Genomic DNA, 25902 nt, shown 5'->3' on the forward strand with positions numbered 1-25902 from the left:
ATGTTTTATTTAAATGTTGCAATAACTTCTATTTCAACAACTGCATCCATTGGTAATTTAGCTACTTGTACACAACTTCTTGCTGGTGGGTTACACTTAAAATATGTTCCGTAAACTTCATTTACTGCTGCAAAATCATTTAAGTCTTTTACAAATACAGTTGTTTTAAATACTTTATCCATACTTACTCCAACTTCTTCTAATATTGCTTTACAATTTTCTAAACTTTGTTTAGTTGCTGCCTTGATTTCTGTTTCTAAAACTTTTGTTTCAGGATTTAATGGTAATTGACCTGAAGTATATACTAATTCTCCAACTATTACTCCTTGTGAATATGGTCCTATTGCTGCTGGTGCCTTTTGTGTATTAATTATTTTTTCCATCTCTAATTTTCTCCTCTTCATATTTTATTTTTTATAAAATGTATTCCTTAATGGAAGTTCAGTTCTAAACTTCCCATCAAGCTTATAATAAGCGCCTTGCGCTGCTGGTGCTGTTGGTATACAAGTTATTTCGCCAACACCTTTTGCTCCAAATGATAATTCTTGTGTATTTTTTTCTATTATCATAGATTCAATTTCTGGTACTTGAGTAGCTCTTAAAAGACCTAATGTTCCGAATTTAGATTTTGGTGTAGAATCTTCTATTACGTAATTTTCTGTTAATCCATAACCTAATCCCATAACAACTCCACCTTCAATTTGTCCTTGTACATTTTTAGGATTAATAGCTCTTCCTACATCATGGGCTGCCACTACTTTTTCAACCTTACCTTTTTCATCTAAAATAACAACTTGTGTTGCAAAACCATACGCAACATGACTTACAGGATTTTCTTTGTCACTACCCATTTTATCCGTTACTCCAAGATATTCTCCTAAAAATTCTACACCTTCTAGATCTTCTATTGATTTATCTTTTAATGCTTCTTTTAATTTTAAGGCTGCAATTCTTGTTGCCTCTCCTGTAAATACAGTTTGTCTTGAAGCTGTTGTTGTTCCAGAATCCGGAGTTATTCTGGTATCTGGCTTTTCATAAACTATTTTTGATGGTGATATTTTTAAGACTTCTGAAACAATTTGAACAACTACTGTTGCTAGCCCTTGTCCAATACAAGCTGCTGATGTCCTAATATGTACCTTTCCATCTATTATCTTAACCTTACATCTTCCAGTATCAGGTATTCCAACTCCAACCCCTGCATTTTTAAATACACAAGCTATTCCTGCATATTTGTTAGCATAATAAACATCTTTAACAGCTTCTAAAGTTTCAACTAATGCAGTACCTTCATCTGCAATTTGCCCATTGGGTAAAACTTGTCCTGGTCTTATTGCATTTATCATTCTAATTTCAAAAGGATCTATTCCCACCATTTCTGCAAGTTTATTCAAATTACACTCTGTTGCAAAAGCTGATTGTGTTACTCCAAATCCTCTAAATGCTCCTCCTGGAGTATTGTTTGTATAAACTGAAATGCCATCAATAACCATATTTTGATAGTTATATGGTCCTGCTGCATGAGTACATGCTCTCTGAAGAACTGGTCCTCCAAGTGATGCATAAGCTCCTGAGTCTGCAATTATTTCAGCTTTCATTGCAGTAAGCTTTCCATTTTCATCACATGCTGTTGTAAATTCCATTTCCATGGCATGTCTTTTAGTACTAACAACAATACTTTCTTGTCTTCTTAAAGTCATTTTTACTGGTCTTTTAGTAAGATATGCAAGCAATGCCGTATGATGCTGACAGCTCATATCTTCTTTACCGCCAAAACCTCCACCTACATATTTTGAAATAATTCTTAATTTATCTTCTTTCAAATTTAATAATGAACTTATTTCTCTAAAATCATCATAAACACTTTGTGTTCCAGTATAAACAATCAATCCATCATCTCCATCTGGAACAGCAACTGCGGATTCAGGTTCTAAATAAGCATGTTCAGTAAATGGAACTTTATACTTATTTGTGACAACATATTTTGAATTTTTTATAGCTTCATCAGCGTTTCCTCTTACCAAATGTTCATGAACCAAAATATTTCCATCTGGATGAATTTTTGGCGCATCCTCTTTCATTGCTTCCCTAGGAGATGATACTGGTTTTAATTCTTGTAAATCCACTATTATATGATTTAATGCTTCTCTTGCAATATCCTCAGTCTCAGCTACAACTAATGCTATTGCATCTCCAAGATACCTTGTTTCTTCACCAACCTTTACTAAAGCAGGTGTATCTTTTTTTAGATGACCTAAATATCTTTCTCCTGGAATATCTTCAGATGTAACAACTTTTATTACACCTTGTATCTTTTCTGCTTCTGATATATCGATTCCCTTAAATAAGGCTCTAGGATATTTACTTCTTAAAGCAACTCCATATAATAATCCATCCATTCTTATATCATCAGTATATTCAGCTATTCCTAAGGTCTTTTCCCTAGCATCAACTCTTCCCATTGGTTCGCCTACTAATCCTTTACACTCAACCCTTGGAACTTCTATATTTTCCCTGAAAGTCTCTGCTGCCATCATAATAGCTTTTTCAATTTTTACATATCCTGTGCATCTGCATATATTTCCAATAAGCGCTTTTTTAATTTCTTCTTTTGTTGGGCTTAATGTTCTATTAAATAACCCCTTTGCACTAATAACCATGCCTGGTATGCAGAATCCACACTGAACTGCTCCTGCTTCAGTAAAGGCATAAGCAAATACCTCTTTTTCCCTTTCAGTGAAGCCTTCAATAGTTGTTATTTCTTTACCACTTACCTTTTCAGTGGTAAGGATGCACGCTTTAATAGGCTTTCCATCCACTATGACCATACATGTCCCACACGCACCTTCTGAACACCCATTTTTTACAGAAGTAATATTACAATCATCTCTTAAATACCTTAAAAGTTTCTTGTTCTCATTAACAACCTTTTTTTCTCCATTAAGAATGAATTCAAACACAGTTACTCCTCCTCATAATTCCAATTTCCCTTTTTAAGAATTTGCCAAATATCTTTTCTTCGGTTATAACATTATAGTCAAATACTTTATTTTCTCTTCTATTCACCTTCTAAAATGTTATTTATATTGAATTGTTAATGCATGTTTTGGACACTTAGTTACACATAAACCACAACCAAAACATTTATCATTATCTATCATAAGTTCATCACATACCTTAATTGCATCATATACACAACTTGCTTTACATTGTCCACATTTAATACATAAAGCTTGATCTACTATTGGTGGTATTGCTTCTGTTCTAAATGTTCTATCTGATGCTTTTTTGTGAGCTAAACCTATTATTTCATTAACATCTTTATATCCATGGTTATCTAAAAATTCATTTAATTCCTTGGCAATTTTTCCATATACTCCAGGTCCTTTTAATATAGCTTCTGTACAAACTTCTACAGCACTTGCACCTGCCATTAACATTTCTGCTACATCTTTTCCACAAGTAACTCCACCCACACCAATTATCGGAATCTTTACAACTTGTGATGCATCATATATATTTCTTACAGCTAGTGGTCTTATTGGTGCTCCAGATAGCCATCCATAACCTGTTTTACTTCCCATTATTGGATATCCTGTTTCAGTATCTATTGCCATACAAGGTCCAAATGAATTAATCATAACTAATCCATCTGCGCCTGCATCTTCTAGAGCTTTTGCAATTTTTTGAATATCAGTATGTGGGCTCATTTTCATAAATACTGGACAATCTAAAGCTTCTTTAGCAGCTCTCATTGCTTCAACTATTGGTGCAACATCTGTCCCAACATAATGAGTTGATAATTCAACTGCATCTGCATAAGGTTTTACAAGTGGTGCAACTTTTCTAATTTGCTCTGCTGTATATCCCATACTTATAATCATTGGAACTCCAGCTTCCTTAGCTCTTTTATATTCTTTTTCTATCCATTGTTCTTTCGGTAACTCCGACCAAAGTTCTGTATTTAAAAATCCTGAATTTGTTCTTGCCATACATGGTCTTGGTACATCTGCTGGATCTACTGATATAGTCTTAGTAACTATTCCACCTGCTCCAAGCTTTACTGCTTCAAAACAAAGGTCTCCATCTTTTGCTCCAGGACCTGCTGCTGTAAATATAGGATTATTGAATTCCATTCCTAAAATATTAACTCTTAATTTTGACATAATACACACTCTCCTCTTACTTTGTAAATCTTCTAAGTTATTAAAATTTTATTTTATAACTATTGATTCTCCTTCTTCTATCCCTTTAATTATTTTTTCATCATCTACTTTTTTATTTCCTAAAACATTAAATAATATATTTAATAAGATTGCTGAAATACTTCCGGTTGTTATTCCACTATGAAATATAGTTTGAACCCATGATGGAAAATTATTATAAAAACTTGGATTGGCTAACGGAATCATTGCAAGCCCTACACTAACTGCAACTATAACTCCATTTTTTGTTCCATTAAATTCAACTTTAGTAAGTGTTCTAATTCCACCTACCAAAACCATTCCAAACATTGCAAACCCAACTCCACCAAGAACTTGCTTGGGGATTGCTCCCATTATTGCGGCAAACTTTGGTACGAAACTTAGTACTAGCAAAATAATACCTGCATAAACACCTACAAACCTTGACTTTATTCCAGTTAAACCAACTATACCCGTATTTTGGGCAAATGGTGTAATCGGAAATGTATTGAAAACACCAGCAAAAAGCGTTGATATTCCATCAGCTGTTAATCCTCTCCTTATATTGCTTTCAGTAACCTCTTTTTCTGTAATCTCATGTATTGCTATCATATTTCCAACTGATTCAGTCATTAATACAAGCATTATTAAAATCATTGAAATAACTGCTGATGGTTCAAAGGTTGGCATTCCAAATTTTAAAGGAACGTTTACACTAAACCAGCTTGCTTCTGAAACCCTACTAAAATCAGCCATACCACACATCATAGCTAATATAGTACCTATAATTATTGCAAATAATATTGAAGCACTATTCCATATGCCTTTTACATATTTAAACAGTAGTAATGTTATTACTAAGACAGCTAATGATAAAGCTAATTGCTTTGAAGTTGCAGGTTGAGCTATACCTTCAGTAATCCACTTTATTCCAACAGGCAGTATTGAAATTCCTATTACTAACACTACTGTGCCTGTTACCACTTTTGGAAAGAATCTTATTAACTTCCCAAATATAGGAGCAATAACTATACAAAATAAACCTGATATAATTACTGCCCCAAAAACATTTGTCATTGCTAAATGTTTATTTCCTTGACAACTTGCAATAATAGAAAGTATTCCTGATACAGCAGCAAAGCTTGTACCTTCTATAATAGGTATTTTTGCTCCTGCAAACTTTTTAATCCCCATAGTTTGAATTAAAGTTCCTATTCCTGCCATAAATAGTCCGGCACTTATAAGAAATACTATTTCTAAATTATTAAGACCTGCTGCTTCCCCTACCATCAGTGGTACTGCTACTGCTCCAGCACACATTGCCATTACATGTTGAAGTGAAAATATCCAAGCTCTTGAAAATGGTATTTTTTCATCAACAGGGGCTATTAATTGTTTCTCTTTTTGCTCTCCCATAAAACTCAGATCCTCCCTCTAAATTCTATCCCATAGTTTTTCACTAACTTTTCTAGCTGCACCTAATATTTCTTCTTCGTTAACATTAAGAAGCTTACCATTTCTAACTAAAACCCTTCCATTTACTATAGTTGTATCCACAGCTTTTCCCATCATTCCAAATAGAATATGCGAATTATAATTACTTGCATTCATTGGAGTTAATGGATTGTAATCTACAATTATTACATCTGCATTAGCTCCCTTTTCTATAATCCCAAATTTCCCTTTAAAATGTTTTTCTGCAATCTTTCTATTATTTTCAAATAGCATTAAAGGTACTTCCCCCCAAGCTACTGATGGATCTTTCAAATTATGTTTATGAATTATATTCGCAACCTTCATAGATTCAAACATATCTTGAGTATATCCATCTGTTCCAAGTCCAACAGTCAAACCTTTATTTACAAGTTCAATTGCTGGGGATACCCCTACTGCATTCCCCATATTTGATTCTGGATTATGTACAACAACTGTCCCTGTATTTAATAATAGATTTTTTTCATTGTCATCTGCATGTATACAGTGAACTGCTATTGTCTTCTCACCTAATATATTAAAATCATTAAGTCTTTCTACTACTCTCTTCCCATGTTTTTTGATACACTGTTCTTCATCATCCATTCCTTCTGCTACATGAATATGGTACCCACAATTTAATTTTTCAGCTTCCTTTACACATTTTTTTAATGATTCATCAGAAAGTGTAAAGCTTGCATGCATTCCAAACATCCCAGATTTCATATTATCTTTCTTCTCTATGCAATATTTTATATAATCTATGTTTTCTTTTATTCCTTTTTCTAAAATCTCTTCTCCATCCCTATCAGATACCTCATAACAAAGAGAAGTTCTTATTCCAAGTTCTTCTGCTACTTTTCCAATTGTAAAAAGACTATTTGTGACAGCATTTGGACTTGCATGGTGATCAAAAAATGTTGTTACACCAAACTTTAAACTATCCATTAATGTTGTATAAGCACTATACTTCACATCTTCTAAGCTTAAGTTTTTATCCAATCTCCACCACAAATTGTTTAATATATCTAAGAAATTCTTAGATACCTCGCCATCTAAATTCATCCCTCTTGCAAATGCACTGTATATATGCCCATGGGTATTTATAAGACCTGGCATTATAACTTTTTTGCTTGCATCTATATATTCTGCATTTTGATATTTACCTAAAATATCACTAGTATTTCCATAGTCAAGTATCTTACCGTCTTTTATAACTAATGCTCCATTTTCTATAAATGGATTTTTCTTGTTTTGTGTTATCAACCTTCCATTACCTATAATTTTCATAAGAATTCCTCCTACACTTTTCTAAGTACCATACCTGCTTTTACCTTTTTATATTCTCCATTTTCAACTGCTAATTGACCATTTATTATTACATATTCAATACCTTCTGGATATTGAATTGGTTCTTCAAAAGTTCCTTTATCTATAACACTATCCTTATTAAAAATAACTATATCTGCAAAATAACCTTCTTTAAGAATCCCTCTATTTTTTATACTAAATGCCTTTGCTGCTTTACTTGTCATCTTCATAACTGCTTCTTCAAGAGTTAATACATTAAGTTTTCTAACAAATCTTCCAAGTATTCTTGGAAATGATCCATAAGCTCTAGGATGAGGTTTTCCTGAAAGTAATCCATCAGTGCAAACATTTTGTTCTGTTAATTTCATAAATTTTATTATGTGTTTCTCAATTCCATAATAATTAAACATTCCAACCGCATTTTCTTCTTCTAATAAAAGGTCAAAAGTTGCATTATAGGGATCTTTACCTTTAAGTTCCCCTATCTCAACTAAATTTTTTCCTATAAAGATTTCATTTTTCTTGTGTTTTACTGAAGTTATATATATCCCATCTAATCCTGCAAAATCAATAAAATTGTCCCATGCTTCCATATCATTTTGTTCGTTATTTTTCATATCACGAATCATTTGTTCTCTCATTTCAGGAGAAGCTAGTCTTTCCAAAAGTTTATCTGTTCCTCCATCATGAGCCCACGGTGGTAATATCACTCCCAGCATTGTGCTTCCTGTTGCATATGGATATTGATCAAGCGTAACTTTTATGCCCTTTTTTCTAGCTTCATTAAGTAATATAAGTACTTCATCAACATACTTCCAATTCTTTTTTCCACATACTTTAAAATGTGAAAAATGAACTCTTACCCCTGATTTCTCGCCAATTTCAATTACTTCTTTCATTGAGCTTATTATTGAATCTGCTTCACTTCTTTGGTGAATTACAAATACTCCATCAAATTCTGCCACTACCTTACAAAGTTCAACAAGCTCTCTTGTTTGTGAATAAGCACAAGGTATGTATATTAATCCAGTAGACAATCCATAAGCTCCTGCTTCCATTTCTCTTCTTGTAACTTCACACATTTTCTTTAATTGTTCTTCATCAGGTTGTATATTATCAAGACCAAGCACTTCCATTCTTACATTTCCATGAGGTACCAAATAGGCTTCATTTAATCCTACGCCCCTATCTTCCATCATCTTTAAATAATTATCAGTAGTTTCGTAATTCCAATTTATTTCATCTGATTCACCATCTAGTCCTGCTAAATTTTTCCTCCAAGATGATACATGTTCTTTTGGTAATGGCGCCATTGATATTCCATCCTGACCTAATACTTCTGTTGTTATACCTTGTCTTATTTTTGTTTCATTATATGGATTCTCTAAGATTTTAAGATCACTATGTGAATGAGTATCAATAAATCCTGGGGCTATTACTAAGCCATCAGCATTTATTATTTTATCTACATTTTCATTATTAATCTCATTTGATATTTTTTCTATTCTTTCATTGTAGATTAAAACATCTCCTTTATAGCCGTCATTTCCACTACCATCTACTATGAGACCGTTTTTTATTAATATCTTCATCTTCAATCATCCTTTATTTATCTTATTTGTTATAAACAGATTTTAATATTCCATAATATCCTTCTGCTCCAATAAATAATTGTTCTTGTTCAATGTATTCATCAATTGTATGAGCTAAGTTTTCTTTTGATGGTCCAAAACCAATTGTTCTAATTCCTGCTTCTCCAGCATAATGAGAACCATTTGTACAGAATGAATATTGGGTTATTTCAGGATTAATTCCTACACTTTTTAATCCTTTAAGAGCTGCCTTAACAAATTCATCATCTTCTGTATATAACCAAGCAGGGAAGAATCTTTCATCTTCAATAGTTTCACCAGTATAACAAGTTTCTTTTCCTATTGCATATGAAACTTTGGCATTCATTTCTTTATCTGAGTTCATTAATTCATCAATAATTTTTTGTATTGGTGCTAAAACTCCCTCTTTAGTTTCTCCAACTAAAAGTCTTCTATCAAATGTAGCCTTGCAATAATCTGGAACTACTGATGCCCCTGGATATGGTGAAGATTTAATATCAGTTAAAACTAATATTCCTTTTCCTAGTACTTCATGAACTGGAGTCTCTATGCATTGAATTTGTTCAATTATCTTTGACATTTTATAAACTGCATTTATTCCTTTTTCTGGATTAGCTGAGTGAGCCGGTCTCCCGAAAGTCTCAATAACAATTTCTGCTCTTCCTCTTTGACCAATCTTTAAATTTAATTCTGAAGATTCACCAATTACAACATAATCAGGCTTTACAACTTCACTTATTTTTCTTGCTGATACTCCTTCAAAAATTTCTTCATGAACTACACCTGCAACAAAGATATCGCCTTCAAAATCTCTATTAGTATCTTCTGCAAAATAAGCTACTGCTGATATCATAGCTGAAGTTTGACCCTTCATATCTGAAGTTCCTCTTCCATAGATTTTGCCATCAACTACTTCGCCTCCAAAAGGTGCATAAGTCCATTTTGAATCATCTGGTACTGAAACTGTATCTATGTGGCCATCAAAAAGTATTCTCTTTCCAGGTTTATTTCCTTTAACATGACCAATTACATTACCATAAGCATCTATGAAATATTCGTCATATCCTAATTCTTTAAATTTTTCTTTTATTACTTCTACAACTTTGGATTCATCACCTGAAACTGATTGATTTCTTACTAATTCTTGGCATAACTCAGTTAAACTTTCTTTTCTTTTATTAGTTAGCATACATATCTCCTTTCGTTCTAAATACTTATTTCTTATCCGAAATCAGCAAAATTTTTATTTATTAAAATTATAGATTAATATTCACCGTTCCAAACTATTTGTCTGTATTTCTCTGGATCTGTATCGCCTTCTGTACTAAATAAAAGTACTCTTGAATTTTCATCTAATCCTAAAGCTTGTTTTAAATCTTTATAATCTTCATTAGTCATAATTTCATATAATAAACCAGCTGTTACTGCTCCTGACTCACCTGAAATTACACCTGTATCTCCCTTTAACGGATTTCCAAGAACTCTCATTCCTTTAGCAGCTACCCAATCTGGAGCTGAAACAAATGCTTTTGCATAGTTCTTTAATACTTCAAAACCAATTGTGTTAACTTCTCCACATGCAAGTCCAGCCATTATTGTTTGCATTTCTCCACCAACAGCTCTTGCTTTACCATCATCTGCTATTGCTGATTTATAATAACAATCTGCAAGATTTGATTCTACTACTACAGTAGTTGGACAATTTTCTGGATACATTGAAGCAAAAAAACCTTGAATAGCTCCTGCTAAAGAACCAACACCTGCTTGTACAAAAATATGAGTAGGTCTTTCAACATTAAGTTTCTTTAATTGTTCACTTGCTTCTAATGCCATTGTTCCATATCCTTGCATTATCCATGCTGGTATTTTTTCATAACCTTCCCATGCAGTATCTTGAACGATTACACCATTATGTTCTTCTGCATATTTATTTGCAAGTCTTACTGCATCATCATAATTTAACTCTGTAATGCTAGCTTCTGCTCCTTCAGCCTTTATGTTTTTTAATCTCATAAGTGAAGATCCCTTTGGCATATACACTACTGATTTTTGTTTTAATCTATTAGCTGTCCATGCAACACCTCTTCCATGATTACCATCTGTTGCTGTTACAAAAGTTATATCTCCAAGTTTATCTTTAACTTCCTTTGAAGTTATTTTTTCATATGATAAATTCTCTATATCTTCTCCTAATTTATCTGCTAAATATTTCCCCATAGCAAATGAGCCACCTAATACTTTAAATGCATTTAATCCGAATCTATAAGATTCATCCTTTACATATATTCCGCCTAATCCAATCTTTTTAGATAATTTTTTTAAATCTACTAATGGTGTTTTATCATATTCTGAAAAACTTTCATGAAACTTCTTTGCTTTTGAAACTTCTTCTTTGCTAAGAAATTTTATACTTCTTTCTTTATCAGTTTTAGGTAATGTATTTTCTTTCCATAATATTTTTTCCATTATATTTGCTCCTTTTATATTTAATTTTATTACTTATATTTACAGCAATTCTAATGCCAACTTTTCCAACGCTATTATGTTTCTAGATATATATTCCATTGGTTTTATTAGTTTTGTTGCAAGCTTACATACATCTTTATTCCTATATATGGAATTTACTATTTTTCTTAAACTCGTTATTTATCAAAATGATAATTAATTATCATTTTGATAAATCGCGTATTTAGGTTGTTAAACGATACCATTTCTAATAAAAAAAGCATATAAATTATCATTTTGATAATTTATACGCTTTTTATTTCTCATAAAGTGACTCTTATCTTCAGGTAATGCTTTTCAAATTATACCTTTTAACAAAAATATACACGTTAGACTAAATTATTTCTAACGTGTAATTTTTATTAACATTTTTGTTAATGAAATATCCTTTATTCCTCATCACTATTTAAATAGCTGTAAAGTGAGTATTTTGAAATATCATAAAACTTTGAAATTTTATCTCCCGATTTTTTAATTAATAGTGCACCTTTGCTCTCTAAATATTTAATGGCTTTCATTTTATCATCTTTAGTCATAACTGCTACAGGTTTTCCAACTAATTCATATGATTCTTTAATTAAATCTTCTAGAAGCTGGTTAACATCAGTTGGAATTGCAACATCATCACCGTCGGTTTTTTCTTCCTTTATCGAAACAAAATCCTGCATAATATTATTGGATATAATCAGTTGTGTAATATCATAATTAATACAAAGAAGTGCTTTAACTTCACCATTTTCATCTGGAATACATATAGTTGTGGATTTTAAAATCCGTCCATCACTTGTGCGAGTACTATAACTATAATGGTCTTTATGTTCAAGATTGGAATGAATCGTTTCCATAGCAATTCGTGATGCAACATCCCCAACCTTACGCCCTGTAACGTGACCATTTTCAATTGCTATAATGCTATGTTCATATCCCGCTTTTAAATCATGAATTGTGACTTCACAATTGGGTCCGAATTGTTCTGCAATCCCTTTAATAAGCCTTTTTAAAAAGTCAAAATCATCATACACACTCATACTTAAATCTCCTTTGTCATCCTATATCTACATTATCATATAAATAAGCTTGTGTAAATAATTGAAACTACAGCAACCAACTATCGTTAGCCGCTATAGTTAATATATTCATCAATAATTAACTATTGCTCCATTACTCTTCTTTTGATAAATTTTCCGTCACCCTTTTTTCCAAAAAAATCATCATTTTTATATACTACTTTACCATTTTGTATTACAGTATCAATTTTACCCTTTAATTCTATGCCTTCAAAGCATGTGTAATCTACTGCTCCACGAAGCATACTTCTCGTAAGAGTATACTCCAAATTCGGATTAATAATAGTAACATCGGCATCTGATTTAGGATTTAAAGAGCCCTTTTTAGGATAAAGTCCATAAATTTTGGCAGGTTTTGTACATAAAAGTTCTATACAACGATTAATCGAAATTTTCTTTTCCATAACACCCTCAGAAAAAATCACCATTAATCGTTCAGCGACTCCAGGAGCGCCATTAGGACATTTTGTGAAATCATTAATTCCCTTTTCCTTATCACCTTTAAAGTTGAATGAACAGTGATCAGTAGCAATTACATCAATTTCACCATCTTGTACTCCTTTCCAAAGAGCATCAACATCACTCTTCTGACGTAGAGGTGGAGACATTACATATTTTAATCCATTATTGCCTGGCTCAAAATATTTTTCATCTGTCATTGTTAGATACTGAGTGCAAGTTTCAGCAAAAATGTTCTTTTGTCCTTGTGCTCTTGCTTTTTTTATCTCATCCAATCCCTTTTCAGTAGAAATATGAACAATATAAATCGGAGCATCTCCTGCCAATGCTGCAAGATGTAGAACCCTGCTAATTGCCTCTGCTTCACAATGGTCTGGTCGTGATTTTGCATGATATATTGTTTCTAATAAACCATTTGAAACATAATTTTCTCTAAGGTCATTTATAACATCATTATTTTCTGCATGAACAGCAATAATTACGCCCAATTCTTTAGCTTTTTTTAGTACTTTTAAAATTGAAGCATCATCTAATTTAAAATCATATGTCATATAAATCTTGAAACTAGAAATTCCTTCTTTAGCCAAAGACTCCATTTCAGATAAAACCTCATCATTTACATGTTGTATTACCCCATGAAAACCATAATCAATTACTGCTTTTCCATTAGCCAATTCATGATATTTATCAATTTGGTGACGAAGTGCACAATTTCTAGGTCCAAAAGCTACATGATCAACAATACTTGTAGTTCCGCCACAAACTGCTGCAACAGTTCCAGTATAGAAATCATCTATTGAACGATTGTTTCCAGCTTGCAAATCCATATGAGTATGCACATCCACAGCTCCAGGGATTACATACATTCCAGAAGCATCAATAATTTCTGCATTGTCATTAAACAAATTTGCTCCAATACAAGATATTATATTATTTTCTATCATAATATCTGAAAAATAACTTTCTGATTCAGTTACAATCGTTCCATTTTTTATAATAATCATTCACAATCACCTCTTTAACTTTATTGTGACTTATTTCTAAGTGTATTGCTATAACTAAAATAATTAAAAACTAAGCCTGTAGACATTTTACTTTATAACAATCTACAGGCTTGTTAAATATATAAAACTTTTAGCTGAATAATACTTCACTATAATTAATAAAATTATTTTTTGTTTCATAGCTCAATATAATTTACATTTTAAAGTGAGTACCTGTTTTACCTAGAATTCCATCATTTACTTTTCCTAAAAGCGTAATAAGTGCAGATTTTCCTTCTCCTGAAGAAACAAATTGTAAAGCTGCTTGTACTTTTGGCAGCATAGATCCTGGTGCAAATTGACCTTCTTCAATATACTTATTAGCTTCTTCCATTGTAAGTGAATCTAACCATTTAACATCTGGTTTTCCAAAGTTAACAGCAACTTTTTCTACTGCTGTTAATATAATTAAATAATCTGCACCAATCTCTTTAGCTAACAATGCTGCTTCAAAGTCCTTATCAATTACTGCTGGTACACCTTTTAAATGATTATGTTCCGTTTCTATAACAGGAATTCCGCCACCACCACCTGCTATAACTATTTCTCCAGCTGACATTAATTCTAAAATAGTCTCTTTTTCAATTATATCAATTGGTTTTGGAGAAGATACTACTTGTCTATACCCTCTACCAGAGTCTTCTATCATAACTAATCCAGTCTTTTCTAATTTTTCAGCTTCTTCTTTGCTATAAAAACGTCCAATTGGCTTTGTAGGATTTAAAAAAGCACTGTCATTAGGATCAACAAGCGTTTGAGTAATAAGAGTTACTACAGGGATTTTTAAATTACGTGCTAAAACTTCTTCTCTAATCGCATTTTGTAAATCATATCCAATGTATGCTTGACTCATCGCAACACACATTGTTAATGGCATTTCATCCATTTCTGAATTTATCATCCCTACTTGTGGCCCATTCCCATGAGTTACAACTACTTGATTTCCACTTTCAATTAAATCTACAATACTTTTAGCAGTAAATTTTACAGATTCCATCTGTTCATCTAATGTTTTTCCCAGTGCATTTCCGCCTAGTGCTATTACAATCTTGCTCACTACACATGCCTCCATTTCTTTTTAGTCATATTCAAAAAAATAACAAGGAAAGTATATTAACCGTTAAATCTTGCATCGTCGCTTTGAGCCATTTTTTCTAAAACTTCTGCTGGATTCTTTACTTTTGCAAGAAAAATCATTGCTGCTATAATATATGGCTTATAGCTTGCTTCTTTATAAAGAGGAATTCTGTAACGATCAAATACAGAATCTGCAACTTCACCCTTTTCACAAGATAAACCACTAATATCAGCTGGTAAACAATGTAAGTAAAGTGCCTTTCCATCTTTAGTTGTTTTCATTAATTCTTCTGTACATTCCCAATCTGTATGTTTTGCATTTTGAGCAAGAAGTTTTTTCTCTAATTCTTTAATTCCTTCCAAATCGCCTTCTGCATAAAGATCTGTACGTTCCTTCATTGCTGCAAATGGAGCCCAACTCTTTGGATATACTATATCTGCATCTTTAAATGCCTCTGCCATATTATTGGTTTTTGTAAATGTTCCACCAGATTCTTTAGCATTATTACGAGCTACGTTTTCAACTTCTTCCATTACTTCATAACCTTCTGGATGTGCTAAACAAACATCCATACCGAAACGTGTCATCAATCCTATAATACCTTGTGGTACAGATAATGGTTTACCGTAAGATGGCGAGTAGGCCCAAGACATAGCTATTTTCTTACCTTTTAAATTTTCAACACCGCCAAATTCGTGGATGATATGTAACATATCTGCCATAGCTTGAGTTGGGTGATCAATATCACATTGTAAATTTACTAATGTTGGTTTTTGTTCAAGAACGCCATCTTCATATCCTTCTTTTACTGCATCAGCAACTGTATGCATATATGCATTACCTTTTCCAATATACATATCATCACGAATTCCAATAACATCAGCCATAAATGAAATCATGTTAGCTGTTTCTCTTACTGTTTCACCATGAGCAACTTGGCTTTTACCTTCATCTAAATCTTGTACTTCAAGACCTAAAAGATTACATGCACTTGCATAAGAAAAACGAGTACGTGTTGAATTATCGCGGAATAATGAAATTCCAAGTCCGCTATCAAACAATCTTGTTGATTTATTGTTTTTACGTAGTTCTCTTAAAGCATCTGCTACTGCATAAACTGCCTTTAATTCATCTGTAGTCTTTTCCCAAGTAAGGAAAAAATCATTTTCATACATTTTATCGATCTTTAGGGCTTTCAATTCATTTACATATTTATTAACAATACTCATAATTACAATATCTCCTTTAATTTTAACTTATTTTCTAATATATTATTATTTATTATTAATGTATAAAGTTGGAACAGCCGCATAAACTGCTGCACATGTTACTAAATCTGATTTCCAAGTCTTTTCATTTGGCGCATGTGCTTGAGCTTCTGCACCAGGTCCAAATCCTATTACAGGAATTCCGTTACGTCCCATGATTGAAACACCATTTGTTGAGAATGTCCATTTGTCAGTAAGTGGACGAGCTTTTCTCATTGCCTCATTTTCAGAGGCTCCAATTCTTGTTGTACCGTAAAGACCTTTGTATGCTTCTTCTAACGCTTTTGTTACAGCATGATCTTCTGGGATTACCCAAGTTGGGAAGTAGCATTCGATTGGATATACTAACCCAGTATAGCTTGGCCTATCATAGTTGTACATACTTACTTTTGCATTATATTTTTTAACAGATGGAAGTTGACGAATTTCTTCTAAACAACTTTCCCATGTTTCGCCTGATGTCATACGGCGATCTAATGAAATTGAGCATGAATCAGCAACTGCACAACGGCTTGGTGAAGTATAGAATATTTGAGAAGTTGTAACAGTACCTCTTCCTAAGAAATTAGCCTCTTTAAATTTTGGGTTGTATTTTTCATCTAACATTTTTACTAAGCCTTTGATTTCTTTATCATCAGCTGCGTCATTTTCGTTAAGATCACGAATATTCATTAATATTTCAGCCATTTTGTAAATTGCATTGTCTCCTCTTTCTGGAGCTGAACCGTGGCATGAAACTCCTTGAACATCAACACGAATTTCCATACGACCTCTTTGTCCTCTGTAAATACCACCGTCTGTTGGCTCTGTAGAAACTACAAATTCAGGTCTTATTTTATCTTCTTTGATTATATATTCCCAACAAAGTCCGTCACAATCTTCTTCTTGAACTGAACCAACAACTAATGCTGTATATTTTTCATTTAAAAGACCTAAGTCTTTCATTATCTTTGCACCATAGACAGATGAAACAATTCCGCCTAATTGATCAGAAGTACCACGTCCACCTATTTCAGTTTCTGTTTCATATCCTTCATATGGATCAAAGTTCCAGTTATCTCTGTTTCCTATACCAACCGTGTCAATATGAGCATCAAAGCCTATTAAAGTTTTTCCTGTACCCATATACCCTAAAACATTCCCCATTGGATCTATTTTTACTTTATTAAATCCAACCTTCTCCATCTCTTCTGCTATTCTTTTTATAACGCCTTCTTCTTCTGCACTTTCACCAGGTATTGCAACTAAATCACGAAGAAATTTTGTCATATCCTCTTTATAGTTTTCAGATTTTGATTTGATTTGTTCGAAATTCATATTCCCTTCCCCCATCTTAATTAATATTTTATTTAGTCTCTTATTAGTAAGTAAAATAAATGTTTGTTTATTTTTTGTAATAGTAATTTAGTGACATATACAATTCATTTTTTCAAACAAAATTCTTTCATTAATGTATTATATATTTCTTTACCACCTTCTTACCTAAAAATTTTTTAGCTTACCTAAAAAATTTTTATGTCTTTATAATACATCTTTTACTTCAATTTGTAAACATCTTCAAAGTATTTTTTTTATATTTTTTAAATTACTAAGATTACAAACAATATATTTATTGTTTTCTAATATGATACGAATCAAGATGCATTTCCTGTTGATTCGTACGAATTTTTTACTTATATATTTTAAGAAGCAATTTTAACGCCAACTTTATCTATGTTATATAGGACAATTCTCTTGATCTTATTGATTTTTGTGTAGATTTATAAACCATCTATATAAATTATTCTTATTATCAATTATATTTTTATCAAAATGATAATTAATTATCATTTTGATAAAACAAGTACGCATCCTGTTAAACGATATCATTTTTACTGAAAAAGCAATATGAATTATCAAAATGATAATTCATATTGCTTTCATTATTCGTCAATATTTTTATTATATAAGTTCTAATTAATAAAATTCATATTTACAAATTTAACTTGTTTGCATTACTAAAAAATATAAAGTAAATTTAAATTAACAAACTTCTTAGAACCTATATATACATATTTTAATTTATTAAAAAAGAAATAAGTAAAAGCATTGATTAATTTCATTTTCATAAAATAAATGCCTATTAAACTGCTTTTATTTTTCGTCAATCTTCCTATATAGTGTAGCAATTCCAATCCCTAACTTTTTAGCAGCCTCCTTTTTACCTAAAGTATCTCTTCCACATAAATCTAATACCTTCTCTATATATTCTATTTCTATATCTTTAAGCTTTTTTATTTGTTTATTAGAATCAATCTTATTATCTATTCTTACATCTTCATCTTTATTATAGTTACTTATTGTTTTAGGTAACATATCTAGGCTTATAATACCATCTTCATGACTTATACTAACTATAAATTCTACTAGATTTTCTAATTCTCTTACATTTCCTTTCCAAGGATATTCCTTAAGTTTCTTAATAACATCCCCATTTACTGTATGAACATATTTGTTAAATATTTTATTATATTTATTTATAAGCTCATACATTATTAATTCTATATCACCTTCTCTATCCCTAAGTGGAGGTACTTCAAATGGTATTACATTTAATCTATAATATAAATCCTCTCTAAACTTTCCCTCTTCAACTAATTTTTTTAAATCTTTGTTAGTAGCCGCAATAACTCTAATATCTAAATTAATTAATTGATTAGAACCTATCTTTACTAATGTTCTTTCTTGCAATACTCTAAGTAGCTTTACTTGAAGATATATTGGCATATCACCAATCTCGTCTAAAAATATAATACCTTTATTAGCTAATTCAAATTTTCCTACCCTACCACTTATGTTTGCTCCTGAAAATGCACCTTTAACATATCCAAATAATTCACTTTCTAATAAACTTTCAGGTATTGCGCCACAATTTATTGCTATAAACGGCTTATTTTTTAAATTTCCCTCTGCATGTATAGCTCTTGCAACTAATTCTTTTCCTGTACCACTTTCTCCTGTTATCAAAACTGTTGATTTTGAATATGCTATTCTCTTTATCTTTTCTTTCATCTGCTTCATAACTAATGATTCACCAACTATAGCATCACAAGTTATTTTATTATTTCCATGTGTTAAATTAACAGCATCCTCATTTAATTGTTTTATTTCATTAAAAACTAATATTTTTGAACAAATTTCTTGATTAATATAATTATGTATTACCTTGCCAACTATTCTATATTCAATATTATTTATATATAATTTATATGTTCTTCCACTTGGCAAATAATCTTCTGTTTCTTCTATTCTTATAATTTCACCTATTATAGAAGGCTTTAATTTTAAAATTTTTATTCCTTTATTATTAATAAGATTTATTTTATTTGAGCTGTCAGTTGTAATTATTCCATCTTCAACTGAATTTACTATCTGATTTAGAAATTCTAAATCATCCTTATTATTAAGAACTTCATTTTGTTCTATTATTTTAATAGAAATAAAATCTGATATCTGCTCTAAGAAACTCATAATAGTTCTAAAATTATTAATCAAATACTCTTTTTGCTCCTTTGTAGAACATACAAAACCTATTACCCCAAAAGTCATATCTCCATACTTTATAGGAACACATATTTCCATTTCTTCCTTACAATTATCTTTGTCTTTACAATCCTTACACAAAATATCTTTTCCAGGATTCTCTATAACTTGTGCCTTACCAGATAACAATGCAGCCTTGTATACATATCCTTGTGCCTCTATGTTTTTTCCTATACCACTCTTATATATTCCACTTCCTGCAATCCTTTCAAGATTATTATCTACAACCTCAACATCTAAATTCAATATATTTGATAATAAATCAGAATATTTATTTACTACCTCTGAAATATCTTTTAAAGTTATTCTTATCATCTTTCACTATTCCTCTCATTTCCCTACATTTTTAATTCTTTTAATACACTTTTGATACTATTGCTTTTTAGCAAAGAAATGTCATTACTCTATTAATAACATAAAATTAAGATGGTTAATCATATTTAATATAAAAATAAAAATGACTCCTTCCTGTCCTAATTTAAAATAACTCAATCATCCCTATACTAACCTATTTTACCATCAAAATGATAATACTCAAGTTTTTCCCTATTATTTAATTGCAATAAGTTACGATACAGTTTTCAATTAATGAACCTGCTTTATGACAAGAAATCTAAATTATAAAAATATATAATAAAAGACCTATAGCAAATCTCTATTAAAATCTTTGCTATAGGTCTCATCTAAAATAATTTTTATTTTAAATATTTAATTCAAACCAATATATTATAATAAAATATTTATAGTATATTTCGTATTTTTATAATAAACAATTTCTTATACATTTTTTAGTTGTTTATTTAATTTACTCTTAACAAATCCCACTATACAAAATAAAAAATATATCAATAGAAAATACGGTAAAATAGACATTGCCATAATAACTATATACCAAGGCCAAGGTCCTAAATAATCTAGTAGACTTACACTTTCAGGCTTATGTGCTAAATATAAATAATTTCCACCAATAAAACTATTAACTATCCATATAAGAATAGCATATAAAATTAATGCAATGTACGTTTTTAATATAGAAATTAACCTAGGTCTATAATTATATATAAATGTGATATAAAAAATTGAAATTAGTACACATCCATGAGTAGTAAAAAACTGAATATACCTAATATGCGGAAATGCATAACCTACATCTGGCGTTATTAGTGCCTGAAGCGATCCTAATGATACCATAAAAAATAACACTTCATATAGAGAATAATTTTTATTATATAGAAGTATAGCTATTAGATATACATTCATTCCACATAATGTTAGAGGAAGTGAATCCCCTATGTTAAAAACCCCATTAGAATAAGCCCAATAATAGGAAGAAATTTCAGCAACCAACATAACAACCACTAGTATACTTCTCAAATAAATATCTAGTCTCTTATTATCTTTAATTTTTTTTCTAAATAAATAAACTAGAAATATAACAACTATAATTACAGCTAATGTTAAAATATGAGGCATAGAAAATAATTCAAACTTACCAGCATAAGAATCCTTATTCCAAAATTTAGTCATAAAAATACCTTCTTCCACTTTACTTATAATAAATTAGACTATACTAGTATTTATTTACTTATGACTAAAAAATAATACCTAGTTTATAAAACCAGTAACACTTTTTTTATCTTCATACATTCGTTCATCTGCAATATTTAAAAGTTTTCTAAAATCAACATCATCTTTTCCATAAACAGAATGCCCAATACTTATACTTGTATTTTCATCTTTAAAAATATTAGAAACTTCCTTCTTTATACTAGCCTTAATATGTTCTAATTTTTCCTCATTTGTATATTGTAAAATTGCAACAAACTCGTCCCCACCAATTCTTCCTACAGCCCCATGCATACCTATCTCACTATATATAATTTTAGCTGAATTCCTTATATATTCATCTCCTATCAAATGTCCAAAATTATCATTAATTATTTTAGTTTTATCAAGATCAAAAAACATAATATAAAACATTTTCTTTTCTTCTATAAATTTTTTAAAACATTCTTCAATTCCCTTTCGATTGTATACTCCTGTCATAATATCAATACCTATAAATTTATTAAGAACATCTATTTCTTTCTTAATATAATTAACACCTAATAATATAAATATAGTAAATATAATTGCCCCTAATGTAAAACTTACTTTAATACAAATATAAAAGTTTATATATGTTAAATTACTAATTACATCTAAAAATGTTCCTAATGTAATTAAACCCAAACCTATACTCATTAAAAAAATTAAGAATTTATTTAATTTAAAAATATTAAAGCTCATCCATAACATATAAATAAATAATGTTAGTACAAATAAAAATACTATTACTTTACTTAACTCAAGCATACAATTCACCCTTTTTATTTAATTTACTATATTATTTTCATAAAATTTAAAGAAAGAATCTTTTGTAAATAAAACCTTAGATCTATCTGTTTTTCTTCATTAACAAGATGTGTAATCCCTTGATTTTCAAAGAAGTACAAAGAATATTTATCCTTCTTTAATTCATATATCTTTTTGGAATCTAAAGCAATCTATGCTATATCTTTCTACCAACCATAAAAAATAAGGTCATTAAAATATTATATTTAATTTTTTTCCTATTTATATACCTCTACGTGTATCTTTCAAGTTGATTAATTAGACTTTTTACCTCTGATAATGAAAGATCCGAAGCATGTACCTTATCAATTGCATAACATTTATAACCTTTACTTTGAATATATGTACTTTTGATTTGTATGGATAATTCATATTATTACAAGCATTTATTGTTTTATAATGCAATTCTACCAGTTCATTGTAAGTAGTGATTAAAATATGTACATCTGGTTTTTTAAGATATTCTATAATAGATATACTATGATAGGTATTATAATTCTAATATCCCTGATATTTCCCTTATTAACAACTCTATTCTAACTTTAATAAACTTCATTCCATATTTAAACATAATTTGAAACACAATTCTTCATATCAAATAAATAACAGTTTATAATATGATACATATGATAACGAGCTTATTTTAAACTGTTTTTAATTTCATAACTTTTTTAAATAATCTAGTTTGTAATGTTTCTTAATCTAAAGTAAATTTTTACAACCTTTCTTTATTATATTTTTACATTCTTTTATGTTATTTTGTAATTATCAAAAAAAATTAAATATCGAATATTTTTCGATATTTAAAATAATATAGTAATACTTATTTTTTATCATATTTCCTATATTACTATTTTTTTCGCGCTTTTTCAACATTTTTATTGACTTTATTTTTACTTTTTTATATTAATTATAGTTTTAATATAATTAAAATAAATAAAAATATGATTTTTTTCCAAGTTTATCCAACAAGTAATTAATATATGTATTGTTAAACCAATTAAAATTATAATTAAAATTCAATAATTTTATATAATAATTTATTATAAAACATTAAGATTAAAATTTTATAATGAATTATTTTTTCTTTTTTTTAATGTAATAATAAAATTAATACAATAATCATTGTAACACTTTTTATATAAAAGCTTTTTCATAATATAATTCATATTTTCATATCCGTTTTCTACAGAAAAAAATCAAGTTAATTTTTTGTAAATTAACTTGATTTAAACATTTACATTTTGATAAAAAGTTAGCTTTTTCTAAGAATTAATATTATAATTAATATATAACCAAAGAAATTTTTAACAATATTTTAATTTTTAGTAAAAGAATGTGAGGTTTTATTAATGGACACAAAATCATATGTAAACAAGCTTATTGAGAACGTAAAAATTAAAAATCCTGGTGAAACAGAGTTTCATGCAACTATTAAAGAAGTTTTAACTTCTCTAATTCCACTTCTTGAAAAAGAACCTAAATATATTGAAGAAGGTGTACTAGAAAGAATAGTAGAACCTGAAAGACAAATTATGTTTAGAGTTCCCTGGGTAGATGATAATGGTAAAATCCAAGTTAACCGTGGTTTCAGAATTGAATTCAACAGTGCTATAGGTCCTTATAAAGGAGGTCTAAGATTCCATCCTACAGTAAACCTTAGTATAATAAAATTCTTAGGTTTTGAACAAATCTTTAAGAATTCTCTTACTGGGCTTCCTATTGGTGGTGGCAAAGGTGGTTCAGATTTTGATCCTAAGGGCAAATCTGATAGAGAAATTATGAGATTTTGCCAAAGCTTTATGAATGAACTTTATAGACATATTGGTGAAAATACAGATGTTCCTGCTGGTGATATAGGTGTTGGCGGAAGAGAAATAGGTTATTTATTTGGACAATATAAAAAATTAAAAAATTCATTTGATAGCGGTGTTTTAACTGGTAAAGGTATCCCATATGGTGGTAGCCTTGCTCGTACTGAAGCTACTGGTTACGGTCTTGTTTACTTTGTAGATGAAATGTTAAAAGATAAAGACTTATCATTTGAAGGTAAAACAGTAGTAGTTTCTGGCTCTGGTAATGTTGCTACTTATGCAATTCAAAAAGTTCAAGAATTAGGTGGACTTGTTGTAGCTTGTTCAGATTCTACTGGATATGTGTATGATGAAAACGGGATTAACTTAAATACTTTAAAAGAAATTAAAGAAGTTCAAAGAAAGAGAATTTCTGAATATACTAAGTATCATTATACAGCTAAATTCGTTGAAGGTTCTCAAAATATCTGGACTATTCCTTGCGATATAGCTCTTCCATGTGCAACTCAAAATGAAATAAATATAGATGCTGCTAAAACTCTTGTAAAGAATGGTGTTATAGCTGTAGGCGAAGGTGCTAATATGCCTTCAACTTTAGAGGCTATTGACGTTTTCCTTGAAAATAAAGTTTTATTTGCTCCTGCTAAAGCATCAAATGCTGGCGGAGTAGCTGTTTCTGCTTTAGAAATGAGTCAAAATTCCATGAGACTTGCTTGGTCTTTTGAAGAAGTTGATGAACGACTTAAAAATATAATGAAAAATATATATAATAATTCTAAGAATGCAGCTGAAACTTATGGCTTTGAAGGAAATCTTGTAGTAGGTTCAAACATAGCAGGTTTTAAAAAAGTTGCTGATGCAATGCTTGCTCAAGGTATTATATAAGTAAAAAACTCCAAGGTAATCTAACCTATTTATGTTAGATTACCTTTTATTTAAATATTAATTAAATTATTTTTTCAATTTATTTTCGCTAAGATTTATTAATATAAAATTAATATCTTTTTTTATTTTTTTTATTTATAATTATAAAAGAGATGCAATACTATATTAATTATTGCTTAATCTTAATTATTATTTTTAGAGAGGATATTAAATTTATGGGTTTTATAATATATTCAGATAAAAAAATAATTGAAAATTCTAATATATCAAACCTTGCTGATACGCCTAATTCAATTGCATATATTACTTCACAAAAAGAAGCTTTTTTTTCTAATAAAATTCCTGATATAAATATTTCAAGAGATATTGAAATTGTAGACAAAAATAATTTATATTTGACTATACCATATGTACAAAATGGTGATAAACATAAAGTAGAAGCTATCTTAGAAAAAAATAGACTTTTGATATACATGAAAGAAGAAGGTTTTATAGAATATCTAAAAGAAAAACTTTATTTAGAAGAAATTATAAGTGGCAAATTCATACTTCTAGCGCTTTTTGAATATCTTTCTATGAGTTATCATGAAGGCCTAATCAAGATGGACGAGCAGTTAGAAGACTTATTTGAAGAAGCTGTTATTAATGATAGTATTCAAATGGAGGCTATATTAAAAAACAAAAAAATAGTATCTCTTATAAAACGATATGTTAATTACTATAGATCAATTATTAATTATTTAGAAGATACTTTTGAAAGTCTTCCCCTTTATAGACGCCTTTATTTAACCTTTGAAAACACTCTTCATATAGTTGAAGATGTTGAAACTTCCATCTATTCTTGCATTGAAATATATAATTCAATTTCAGGCAATAAGATGAATAAAACTATGCAAATACTTACTATAATAACAGTATTCTCCCTTCCACTTACTATAATGACAGGTATTTTTGGAATGAACTTTTCTTCTATGCCTCTTATTAATAATCCATATGGATTCATAATATCTTTTGTTTTAGTTACAATAATAATTTTTTTAGAAATACACATCTTTAAAAAGAAAAAATTTTTTTAAAATATTAACCCTCAATTATTTTAATCAAAAAATAATTAAGGGTTGTTTTAATTATATATATAAGTTCCAATAAAGATTATTCAAAAAATTAAATTTACTTTCACTCATAATTTATCATAAGTGAAAATCTAAATTTTAATTTAGTTATTT

Annotated in this window: 18 protein-coding genes; 2 read left to right on the forward strand and 16 right to left on the reverse strand. The window is 29.7% G+C overall.

Annotated features, from left to right (window positions below; all coding sequences use genetic code 11):
- Nucleotides 1-5: 5 nt before the first annotated feature.
- From BUB01_RS03705 to BUB01_RS03780, 16 genes are all read right to left on the reverse strand, one after another.
- The gene (locus BUB01_RS03705; protein WP_072985333.1) at nucleotides 6-383 is read right to left on the reverse strand and encodes a RidA family protein; all 378 of its coding nucleotides are present in this window, start codon (nucleotides 381-383) and stop codon (nucleotides 6-8) included.
- 24 nt (nucleotides 384-407) lie between these two features.
- Nucleotides 408-2960 carry a selenium-dependent xanthine dehydrogenase gene (gene xdh / locus BUB01_RS03710; RefSeq protein WP_072985334.1) on the reverse strand — a complete coding sequence of 851 codons (2553 nt, stop codon included), beginning with the start codon at nucleotides 2958-2960 and terminating at the stop codon, nucleotides 408-410.
- A 117-nt stretch (nucleotides 2961-3077) separates the two neighbouring features.
- Complete coding sequence (locus BUB01_RS03715) at nucleotides 3078-4166, reverse strand: 4Fe-4S binding protein (RefSeq protein WP_072985335.1); 1089 nt, start codon at nucleotides 4164-4166, stop codon at nucleotides 3078-3080.
- Nucleotides 4167-4214: 48 nt separating this feature from the next.
- Nucleotides 4215-5600 carry a uracil-xanthine permease family protein gene (locus BUB01_RS03720; RefSeq protein WP_072985336.1) on the reverse strand — a complete coding sequence of 462 codons (1386 nt, stop codon included), beginning with the start codon at nucleotides 5598-5600 and terminating at the stop codon, nucleotides 4215-4217.
- An 18-nt stretch (nucleotides 5601-5618) separates the two neighbouring features.
- Complete coding sequence (gene ssnA / locus BUB01_RS03725) at nucleotides 5619-6947, reverse strand: putative aminohydrolase SsnA (RefSeq protein ID WP_072985337.1); 1329 nt, start codon at nucleotides 6945-6947, stop codon at nucleotides 5619-5621.
- Between the two features lie 11 nt (nucleotides 6948-6958).
- Nucleotides 6959-8560 carry an N-acyl-D-amino-acid deacylase family protein gene (locus BUB01_RS03730; protein WP_072985338.1) on the reverse strand — a complete coding sequence of 534 codons (1602 nt, stop codon included), beginning with the start codon at nucleotides 8558-8560 and terminating at the stop codon, nucleotides 6959-6961.
- A 22-nt stretch (nucleotides 8561-8582) separates the two neighbouring features.
- Nucleotides 8583-9776 carry a YgeY family selenium metabolism-linked hydrolase gene (locus BUB01_RS03735; RefSeq protein ID WP_278337110.1) on the reverse strand — a complete coding sequence of 398 codons (1194 nt, stop codon included), beginning with the start codon at nucleotides 9774-9776 and terminating at the stop codon, nucleotides 8583-8585.
- Nucleotides 9777-9844: 68 nt separating this feature from the next.
- Nucleotides 9845-11047, reverse strand: coding sequence for a diaminopropionate ammonia-lyase (dpaL, locus tag BUB01_RS03740; protein WP_072985340.1), 1203 nt, complete (start codon nucleotides 11045-11047; stop codon nucleotides 9845-9847).
- Between the two features lie 428 nt (nucleotides 11048-11475).
- Complete coding sequence (locus BUB01_RS03745; RefSeq protein ID WP_072985341.1) at nucleotides 11476-12114, reverse strand: helix-turn-helix transcriptional regulator; 639 nt, start codon at nucleotides 12112-12114, stop codon at nucleotides 11476-11478.
- A 122-nt stretch (nucleotides 12115-12236) separates the two neighbouring features.
- The gene (gene hydA / locus BUB01_RS03750; RefSeq protein ID WP_072985342.1) at nucleotides 12237-13616 is read right to left on the reverse strand and encodes a dihydropyrimidinase; all 1380 of its coding nucleotides are present in this window, start codon (nucleotides 13614-13616) and stop codon (nucleotides 12237-12239) included.
- A gap of 193 nt (nucleotides 13617-13809) precedes the next feature.
- Nucleotides 13810-14727: a carbamate kinase gene (gene arcC / locus BUB01_RS03755; protein WP_072985343.1), complete on the reverse strand. Its 918-nt coding sequence runs from the start codon at nucleotides 14725-14727 to the stop codon at nucleotides 13810-13812.
- A 41-nt stretch (nucleotides 14728-14768) separates the two neighbouring features.
- Nucleotides 14769-15962: a knotted carbamoyltransferase YgeW gene (gene ygeW / locus BUB01_RS03760; protein WP_072985344.1), complete on the reverse strand. Its 1194-nt coding sequence runs from the start codon at nucleotides 15960-15962 to the stop codon at nucleotides 14769-14771.
- Nucleotides 15963-16007: 45 nt separating this feature from the next.
- A complete protein-coding gene (locus BUB01_RS03765) occupies nucleotides 16008-17318 on the reverse strand; it encodes a YgeY family selenium metabolism-linked hydrolase (RefSeq protein WP_200802834.1) in 1311 nt (436 codons plus the stop codon).
- Between the two features lie 816 nt (nucleotides 17319-18134).
- Entirely contained in the window at nucleotides 18135-19898 is a 1764-nt protein-coding gene (locus tag BUB01_RS03770) for a sigma-54 interaction domain-containing protein (protein WP_072985346.1), read from the reverse strand.
- A gap of 462 nt (nucleotides 19899-20360) precedes the next feature.
- Entirely contained in the window at nucleotides 20361-21110 is a 750-nt protein-coding gene (locus BUB01_RS03775) for a YwaF family protein (RefSeq protein WP_072985347.1), read from the reverse strand.
- 78 nt (nucleotides 21111-21188) lie between these two features.
- Nucleotides 21189-21938 (reverse strand): GGDEF domain-containing protein, encoded by a 750-nt coding sequence (locus tag BUB01_RS03780; RefSeq protein WP_072985348.1) that lies wholly within the window; start codon nucleotides 21936-21938, stop codon nucleotides 21189-21191.
- Between the two features lie 1391 nt (nucleotides 21939-23329).
- Between BUB01_RS03780 and gdhA the strand changes: the two genes are divergently transcribed.
- Nucleotides 23330-24676 carry an NADP-specific glutamate dehydrogenase gene (gdhA, locus tag BUB01_RS03785; protein WP_072985349.1) on the forward strand — a complete coding sequence of 449 codons (1347 nt, stop codon included), beginning with the start codon at nucleotides 23330-23332 and terminating at the stop codon, nucleotides 24674-24676.
- A 215-nt stretch (nucleotides 24677-24891) separates the two neighbouring features.
- The gene (locus BUB01_RS03790) at nucleotides 24892-25752 is read left to right on the forward strand and encodes a CorA family divalent cation transporter (RefSeq protein WP_072985350.1); all 861 of its coding nucleotides are present in this window, start codon (nucleotides 24892-24894) and stop codon (nucleotides 25750-25752) included.
- The last annotated feature ends 150 nt before the right edge of the window (nucleotides 25753-25902 follow it).

The organism is Clostridium cavendishii DSM 21758 (genome assembly GCF_900141845.1).
GTDB lineage: Bacteria > Bacillota > Clostridia > Clostridiales > Clostridiaceae > Clostridium_AG > Clostridium_AG cavendishii.